Source organism: Bradyrhizobium sp. P2_E8 (assembly GCF_056403875.1).
This window is the reverse complement of record NZ_JBFUES010000277.1, coordinates 1-7,828: the sequence shown is the minus strand read 5'-3', so window position 1 is coordinate 7,828 and position 7,828 is coordinate 1. Positions and strand designations below refer to the sequence as shown.

The 7,828-nt window shown below is 66.3% G+C and carries 7 protein-coding genes and 1 pseudogene; 7 read left to right on the top strand and 1 reads right to left on the bottom strand.

Translation table 11 applies throughout. The annotated features are described in order from the left end of the window. Positions 1-148: 148 nt before the first annotated feature. The 4 genes from AC1D00_RS17145 (at position 149) to mdlC (ending at position 5,110) form a co-directional block, all read left to right on the top strand. Positions 149-1,318, top strand: a complete 1,170-nt coding sequence (locus AC1D00_RS17145; RefSeq protein ID WP_477011486.1) for an acyl-CoA dehydrogenase family protein — start codon at positions 149-151, stop codon at positions 1,316-1,318. Between the two features lie 10 nt (positions 1,319-1,328). Further along, positions 1,329-2,429 carry a CaiB/BaiF CoA transferase family protein gene (locus tag AC1D00_RS17140; RefSeq protein WP_477011485.1) on the top strand — a complete coding sequence of 367 codons (1,101 nt, stop codon included), beginning with the start codon at positions 1,329-1,331 and terminating at the stop codon, positions 2,427-2,429. 15 nt (positions 2,430-2,444) lie between these two features. After that, entirely contained in the window at positions 2,445-3,296 is an 852-nt protein-coding gene (locus AC1D00_RS17135) for an HTD2 family dehydratase (protein WP_477011484.1), read from the top strand. A gap of 191 nt (positions 3,297-3,487) precedes the next feature. Then, the gene (gene mdlC / locus AC1D00_RS17130) at positions 3,488-5,110 is read left to right on the top strand and encodes a benzoylformate decarboxylase (protein ID WP_477011483.1); all 1,623 of its coding nucleotides are present in this window, start codon (positions 3,488-3,490) and stop codon (positions 5,108-5,110) included. Positions 5,111-5,191: 81 nt separating this feature from the next. Here the strand turns inward: mdlC and AC1D00_RS17125 are convergent, their stop codons facing one another. Then, positions 5,192-5,968 carry an SDR family NAD(P)-dependent oxidoreductase gene (locus tag AC1D00_RS17125; protein WP_477011482.1) on the bottom strand — a complete coding sequence of 259 codons (777 nt, stop codon included), beginning with the start codon at positions 5,966-5,968 and terminating at the stop codon, positions 5,192-5,194. A gap of 75 nt (positions 5,969-6,043) precedes the next feature. On the opposite strand from AC1D00_RS17125, the gene AC1D00_RS17120 reads away from it, so the two are divergent. From AC1D00_RS17120 to AC1D00_RS17110, 3 genes and pseudogenes are all read left to right on the top strand, one after another. Next, a complete protein-coding gene (locus AC1D00_RS17120; protein WP_198033885.1) occupies positions 6,044-6,505 on the top strand; it encodes a MarR family winged helix-turn-helix transcriptional regulator in 462 nt (153 codons plus the stop codon). 223 nt (positions 6,506-6,728) lie between these two features. Next, the gene (locus AC1D00_RS17115) at positions 6,729-7,646 is read left to right on the top strand and encodes a pirin family protein (protein WP_135175128.1); all 918 of its coding nucleotides are present in this window, start codon (positions 6,729-6,731) and stop codon (positions 7,644-7,646) included. Between the two features lie 78 nt (positions 7,647-7,724). Next, positions 7,725-7,828, top strand: a pseudogene (locus AC1D00_RS17110) (phosphoribosylaminoimidazolesuccinocarboxamide synthase); the annotation flags it as partial.

Sequence of the window (7,828 nt, the reverse complement as noted above, 5' to 3'; positions counted from 1 at the left end):
GTCCTGAGCGGTCGGAAATCCATGCTTGCCAATCCTGGAAGGCTCCTCCATACGCTATAGCACATGAGCAGAGGGGGCTGGCGTTGTTTTCACAACGCCGGAGGATCGGCCGGCGTTATCTTAACTGCGGCACCAAACGGGAAACGCCATGAGTGAAGAACACCACACCGAAGATCACGCCGATATCCGCGAAGCCGTCGCAAAGCTCTGCGCGCAGTTTCCCGGCGAATACTGGCGCAAGCTCGATCGCGAGATGGCCTACCCCAAGGCCTTCGTCGACGCGCTGACCGCGGCCGGCTATCTCTCGGTGCTGATCCCCGAGGAATATGGCGGCGCGGGCCTGAAGCTTTCCGCGGCGGCGGCGATCCTCGAAGAGATCCAGCGTGCGGGGTGCAACGGCGGCGGCTGCCACGCCCAGATGTACACGATGGGCACGGTGCTGCGGCACGGCAATGCCGAGCAGAAGGCAAAATATCTGCCGAAGATCGCGAGCGGCGAATTGCGCCTGCAGGCCTTCGGCGTCACCGAGCCGACCAGTGGCACCGACACCTCCTCGCTGAAGACCTTTGCGCGCAAGGACGGCAACGACAGCTACATCGTCAACGGCCAGAAGATCTGGACCAGCCGCGCCGAGCATTCCGACCTGATGGTGCTGCTGGCGCGCACCACGCCGAAGGAGCAGGCCAAGAAGCGCACCGACGGCCTTTCGGTGTTCATCGTCGACATGCGCGAAGCCAAGAACAACGGCCTCGAGATCCGCCCGATCCGCACCATGATGAACCACGCCACCACCGAAGTGTTCTTTACCGACATGAAGGTGCCGGCGGAGAATTTGATCGGCGAAGAAGGCAAGGGCTTCCGCTACATCCTCTCCGGCATGAATGCCGAGCGCATCCTGATCGCGGCCGAATGCGTCGGCGACGCCAAATGGTTCATCGCGAAGGCCACGAACTATGCCAAGGAGCGCAGCGTTTTCGGCCGGCCGATCGGCCAGAATCAAGGCATCCAGTTTCCGATCGCGAAAGCCTACGCCTCGATGCGCGCGGCCGAGCTGATGGTGAAGKAGGCGACGCGCAAATACGAGGCCGGGCTCGACTGCGGCGCCGAGGCCAACATGGCCAAGATGCTCGCGGCGGACGCGTCCTGGGAAGCGGCCAATGCCTGCATCCAGACCCATGGCGGCTTTGGCTTTGCCGAGGAATATGACGTCGAGCGCAAATTCCGCGAGACGCGGCTCTACCAGGTGGCGCCGATCTCGACCAATCTGGTGCTGTCCTTTGTCGCCGAGCACGTGCTCGGCATGCCCCGCTCGTACTGAGGCAGCAATCATGGGAGCACTTGACGGCATCAGGGTGATTGCGGTCGAGCAGGCGGTCGCGGCACCGTTCTGCTCCTCGCGGCTGGCGGATGCCGGCGCGGAAGTCATCAAGATCGAGCGGCCCGAAGGCGATTTCGCCCGCGGCTACGACGCGGCGGCCAAGGGCCAGAGCAGCTATTTCGTCTGGCTCAACCGCGGCAAGCAGTCGGCGGTGGTCGATCTCGCGACGAAAGAAGGCTGCGCCGAGCTGGAGAAGCTGATCGCGAGCGCCGACGTGCTGATTCAGAACCTCAAGCCGGGCTCGATGGACAAGCTCGGCTTTTCGCGCGAGCGATTGCTGAAGGACTATCCGAAGCTGATCTCCTGCACCATCACCGGCTATGGCGACGAGGGCCCCTACGCGCATCGCAAGGCCTATGACCTGCTGATCCAGGCCGAGAGCGGGCTGGCCTCGATCACCGGCAATCCCGACGGCGCCTCGCGCGTCGGCATGTCCATCGTCGACGTCGCAACCGGCGCCACCGCGCATGCGGCAATCCTGGAGGCGCTGATCGCGCGCGGGCGCACCGGCAAGGGCGCCGACATCCGCATTTCCATGTTCGACGTGATGGCGGACTGGTGCACCGTGCCGCTGCTCAATTCCGAGGCCGGCAACCCACCGAAGCGCATGGGCCTGCGCCATCCCTCGATCGCGCCCTATGGCGTGTTCACCTCGAAAGACGGCAAGGACATCCTGATCTCGATCCAGAGCGAGCGGGAGTGGAAGACGCTCTGCGTGAAGGTGCTCGATCAGCCCGACCTGCCCGCCGATCCGCGCGTCGCCAACATGGTCGAGCGCGTGCGCAACCGCGACTTCACCGACAAGACGGTGGCGGACGCCTTCGGCAAGATGACGCGCGACGAGCTGCTGAAGCGACTGTCGGATGCCGACATCGCGTTTGCCGAGGTCAACACCATGGCCGACCTCACCAATCACCCGCACCTGCGCCGCATCGAGGTGGACACGCCGAACGGCCGCGTCAGCTATCCCGCGCCGGCGCCGATCATCGTCGGCGAGAGCCGCGCTTACGGTGCCGTGCCGGCCATCGGCGAATGTCCATCCAAGAAATAACAAGAGCGAGGCGTCATGACCGAGAAGCTCGACATCGATCATCTCAGGCAATGGATCGGCCGCAGCACGGAGGCCACCGACATCGTCACCGCGCAGCTCGTGAAGGGCCTGCGCGCGACGCTGTTCCAGGACGTCGGCGAGCCCAAGAAGGGCGACGCCGCGCCGTTCACGGTGCACTGGTGCCTGGCGCAGCCGGTGTTTCCGATGTCGATGCTGGGGCCCGACGGCCACCCCACGCGCGGCGGCTTCCTGCCGCCGGTGCCGCTGCCGCGCCGGATGTGGGCCGGCGGCGAGATCGAATTTCTGGAGCCGCTCCGCGTCGGCGATGAATCGACGCGGACCTCGCGCATCGCCGACGTCACGGTGAAATCAGGCTCGACCGGTACGCTGTGCTTCGTCGCGGTCGAGCACACCGTGACCTCACCGCGCGGCGTCGCCATCCGCGAGCGGCAGGACATCGTCTATCGCGAGATAACGAGCGGCGCGCCTGCCGGCGCCAAGGCCCCGCCTCCGCCGCCCAAGGCGCAGCATCGCGAGACGCATGTGTCCGATCCGGTGCTGCTGTTCCGCTACTCGGCGCTGACCTTCAACGGCCACCGCATTCACTACGACCGCGACTACGTCACCAAGGTCGAGGGCTACCCGGGCCTGATCTTCCACGGCCCGTTGCAAGCGGCGCTCATCATCGAGATGGCAGCCAGGCTTCGCGCCGGCAAGGCTCCGAAGAAGTTTACCTATCGCGGGCTTCAGCCGCTGTTCGAAGGCACGGAGTTCTCCATCAACGCCAACGAGACCGAGGCGGGCATGGAGCTGTGGACCGCGAATGCGGAGGGACAGCCGACGATGAAGGGCACGGCGGTGTGGTAGCGGCGACGTCGTCATTGCGGGCGGCGACGCGACGATCTAGACCCTCACCCTGAGGAGCGCGCCCTACGCGCGCGTCTCGAAGGGCGAGGCCACCAGCCGGGCCTTCATCCTTCGAGACGCGCGAAGACGCGCTCCCAGCGACAACGGCTTCGCCGTTGCGCGGGGATGAGGAATCAACAGGGACGGAAACCATGTCCAAGAACGGCAAGACCGGCAGCAAATCCGTCACCGTCAAGCAGGCGACAATCGACCTGCTGCGCGCCTTCGGCATCAGACGGGTCTTCGGCAATCCCGGCTCGACCGAGCTGCCGTTCCTCAGCGACTGGCCCGACGACATCGACTATGTGCTGGCGCTCCAGGAAGCTTCCGCGGTCGGCATGGCCGACGGCTACGCGCAGGCGACGCGCAATGCCGGCTTCGTCAATCTGCATTCGGCCGCCGGCGTCGGCAACGCGCTCGGCAACATCTACACCGCACATCGCAACCAGACCCCGCTCGTGATCACCGCGGGCCAGCAGGCGCGCTCGATCCTCCCCTTGCAGGCGTTCCTCTATGCCGAGCGCGCCTCGGAGTTCCCGCGGCCCTACGTCAAATACAGTGTCGAGCCGGCGCGGCCCGAGGACGTGCCGGCCGCGATCGCGCGCGCGTATTACACCGCGCTGCAGCCGCCATGCGGGCCGACCTTCGTCTCGATCCCGATCGACGACTGGACCCATGCCACGGCGCCGGTCGAGGCGCGCAAGGTCAGCCGCGAAATCGGACCCGATCCGGAGGCAATGAAGGCGCTGGTCGCCGCGCTCGGCTCAGCAAAACACCCGGCCCTCGTCGTCGGCCCCGGCGTCGACCGCGCCGGCGCGGTCGAGCTGATGGTGCGCGTCGCCGAGAAGGCCAAGGCGAGCGTCTGGGTCAGCCCGTTCTCGGCGCGCTGCTCGTTCCCCGAGCGACATCCGCAGTTCGCCGGCTTCCTGCATGCCTCGCCGGCGCAACTCTCCGACGCGTTGCGCGAGCACGATCTCGTCGTCGTGGTCGGTGCGCCCGTGTTCACCTTCCATGTCGAGGGACACGCCGCGATCTTCGATGGCGGCGCGACGATCTTCCAGATCACGGATGATCCGGATGCGGCGGCGGTGACCCCGGTCGGCACCAGCATCGTCGCCACGATGAAGCCGGCGCTCACCCTGCTGCTCGACCTGCTGCCGGAGAGCAAACGCGCGGCGCCCAAAGGCCGCACGCTGCCGCCGGCGCCGCAGGCCGCCGATCCGCTGCCGGTCGAATTCCTGCTGCATTCGCTGTCTCAGGCAATGCCTGATGGCGCATCGCTGGTCGAGGAAGTGCCCTCGCACCGGCCGGCGATGCAGAAGTTCATGCCGATGCGCGGCCAGGACAGTTTCTACACCATGGCGAGCGGCGGCCTCGGCTATAGCCTGCCGGCCGCGGTCGGCATGGCGCTCGGCAAGCCGAAGAGCCGCACCGTGTGCCTGATCGGCGACGGCTCGGCGATGTATTCGATCCAGGCGCTGTGGACCGCCGCGCAACGCAAGCTGCCGCTGACCGTCGTCGTCATCAACAATTCAGGCTACGGCGCGATGCGCTCGTTCAGCCAGGTGATGCAGGTGAGGAACGTGCCCGGGCTGGAATTGCCGGGCATCGACTTCGTGCGGCTCGCCGAGGGCATGGGCTGCCATGCGGTGCGGGTGAGCAAGGCCGCAGAGCTGGCTGAGGCGCTGAAGCGCGGGATGGCGTACGACGGCACGAGCCTCGTGGAGGTGGTCGTGGATTCGGCGGTGCCGGTACTGTACGGGCAGAAGCATTAGGCGGCACGGTATATCCACATCGTCGTCCCGGCGAAGGCCGGGACGACATTGAATGTTTGGCGCCACCACCCGCAAGCAAAACTACGACGCCAGAAATCCACCATCCGCCGCCAGCACGTGGCCGACCACGTAGGACGACGCGTCCGACGACAGCCACACCACGGCCTCCGCGACTTCCTCCGGACTCCCCATCCGCCGCAGCGGCAGGCCTGCGCTGACCGTCGCGACATCGCCGACGCCGGCGCGCAGCATCATGTCGGTGACGACGCGACCGGGCGCGATGGCGTTGATGCGGATGCCGCGCGGGGCGTTCTCCATGGCGRCCGAGCGCGTCAGCGAGATCGCCGCGGCCTTGGAGGCCGAATAGAGCGAGAAGCCGGGATTGGGATTGCGCACGCCGCTGACTGAGGCATTGACGACGATGCTGCCGCGGCCTTTCGCCAGCATCGCCGGCAATTGATGGCGCAGGCACAGGAACAGCGCGCGGWCATTGGTGTCGAACACGCTGTCGTAGATCTCCATGCCCTGCTCTTCCAGTGGCGCCCGGCGCTCCTGGAAGCCGGCATTGTTGAAGGCAACGTCGAGCCGGCCGCAACGCTTCACGGCCGTGCCGACGAGGCGCGCCACGTCGTCCTCGCGCGTGATGTCGGTCTTGAGCGCGATCGCGTCCGTGCCGATCTCGCGGCATGCCGCCGCGGTCGCCTCGATCTCCGCTTCGCGCCGCCCCGCAACGATGATCGCTGCCGCGCCTTCGGACGCCATCCGCAAGGCCGTGGCGCGGCCGATGCCGCTGCCGCCGCCGGTCACCAGGCAGACCTTGTCCCTCATCCGCTGACCAGCCGGGGAAATTCCGCTCATGGGTCACTCCAAAACGCTTGCACGCGCCGCCCTGCGCATATAGTTGTATGATACAACTATATGCCGGGAGTCAAGATGACCGGGCTATCGCTGATCGACGACATCCGCGCCGCCTCGCGCCTGATGGTGCGCGAGCTCGGCTTCATGGATGCGACGGTGGCGGCGTCGGACTATCCGCCGTCGGCCGTGCACACCATTCTGGAGATCGGCATCCGCGGGCCGATGACCTCCAGCGAGCTCGGCGATTTCCTGCGGCTGGAAAAATCCAGCGTCAGCCGCCTGGTGCGCAAGCTGATCGATTGCGGTGAGCTGAAGGAGACGCCTGACGAGCGAGATGCACGCAGCAAGCTGCTGTCACTGACGGCCAAGGGCCGGCGCACGCTGGAGGCGCTGCATGCGTTCGGACGGAAACAGGTGAGCGGCGCGCTGGCGGCGTTGACGGAGGCCGAGCAGCGCACGGTGCGCGAGGGCATGATGCTCTATGCCCGGGCGTTGCGGCAAAGCCGGGCGGAGGATGAGGCGCAGTCGGCGGCGTGACCACACTCCCGGTGTCATCGCCCGGCTTGACCGGGCGATCCAGTACTCCGAGACGGTCGTGGTTSARYCGAKAGGCCGCGGCGYACTGGATGCYCCGCCTTCKCGGGGCATGACAGGCGGAGTATCTGGAGCTATTGCCCGCGACGTCTGGGCCCGGCTTTGTCGCGACGGCGACGCCAAATCCTGCTACGATCGCATCCAAGAAAGTCAAAAGGAGTCCACCATGAGCTGGCAACCCTCCAACGATCCCGTGCTCGGCGATCCCATGTCCTGCGATGCGCTCGATCTCGTCATCGTGCCGCGGACGCGCGACCTCGGCGACGGATTTGAAGTGCGCCGGGCGCTGCCGCATGGCAAGCGGCAGATGGTCGGGCCGTTCATCTTCTTCGACCATTTCGGCCCGGTGCAGTTCGTCTCCGGCAAGGGCATGGACGTGCGGCCGCATCCGCATATCGGGCTTGCCACCGTCACCTATCTCTTTGACGGCTCGATCATGCATCGCGACAGCGAGGGCAACATCCAGGAGATCCAGCCCGGCGCGATGAATTTGATGACCGCCGGACGCGGCATCGCGCATTCCGAGCGCACGCCGGATGCTCAGCGCGCCTCGGGCCAGAAGATGCTGGGCCTGCAAAGCTGGATCGCACTGCCGGCCGGATCGGAAGAGATCGCGCCGTCGTTCCAGCACTACGGCGCGGGCGATTTGCCGATGATTTCCGAGCGCGATTTCACCGCGCGGGTGATCGCGGGCTCCGCCTTCGGCATCACCTCGCCTGTTACGATGGTCTCGCCCTGGTTCTACACCGAGGTGACGGCGATCGCGGGCGCGAGCGTGCCGCTCGACCCCGATCACGAGGAGCGTGCGATCTACGTGGTGGACGGCGAGGTCGAGATCGCGAACGAGCGCTATGAGGGGCCGCGGCTGCTGATCTTCCGGCCCGGCGACCGCATCACCGTGAAGGCGCTCAAGGCAACGCGCATGATGTTTCTCGGCGGCGATGCATTGGAGGGCCCGCGCCACATCTGGTGGAATTTCGTCTCCTCCAGCAAGGAGCGGATCGAGCAGGCCAAGCAGGACTGGAAAACCGGCCGCTTCGCGGCGGTTCCGCAGGAACATGAGTTCATTCCGCTGCCGGAATAGGCTAATCCGGTTTCCGGCCGCGCTGTCCGGTGCGGCCGGATTTTCTGCCCGAAGGCCCTGTCCGCGAAAGCTTTGCCGATGACCACCATGCTCTCCAGCGACCTGCCGCTTCCCAAGATCGGGCGCGGCAAGGTGCGCGATATCTACGCCGTCGACGACGACCGCCTGCTGCTCCTCACCAC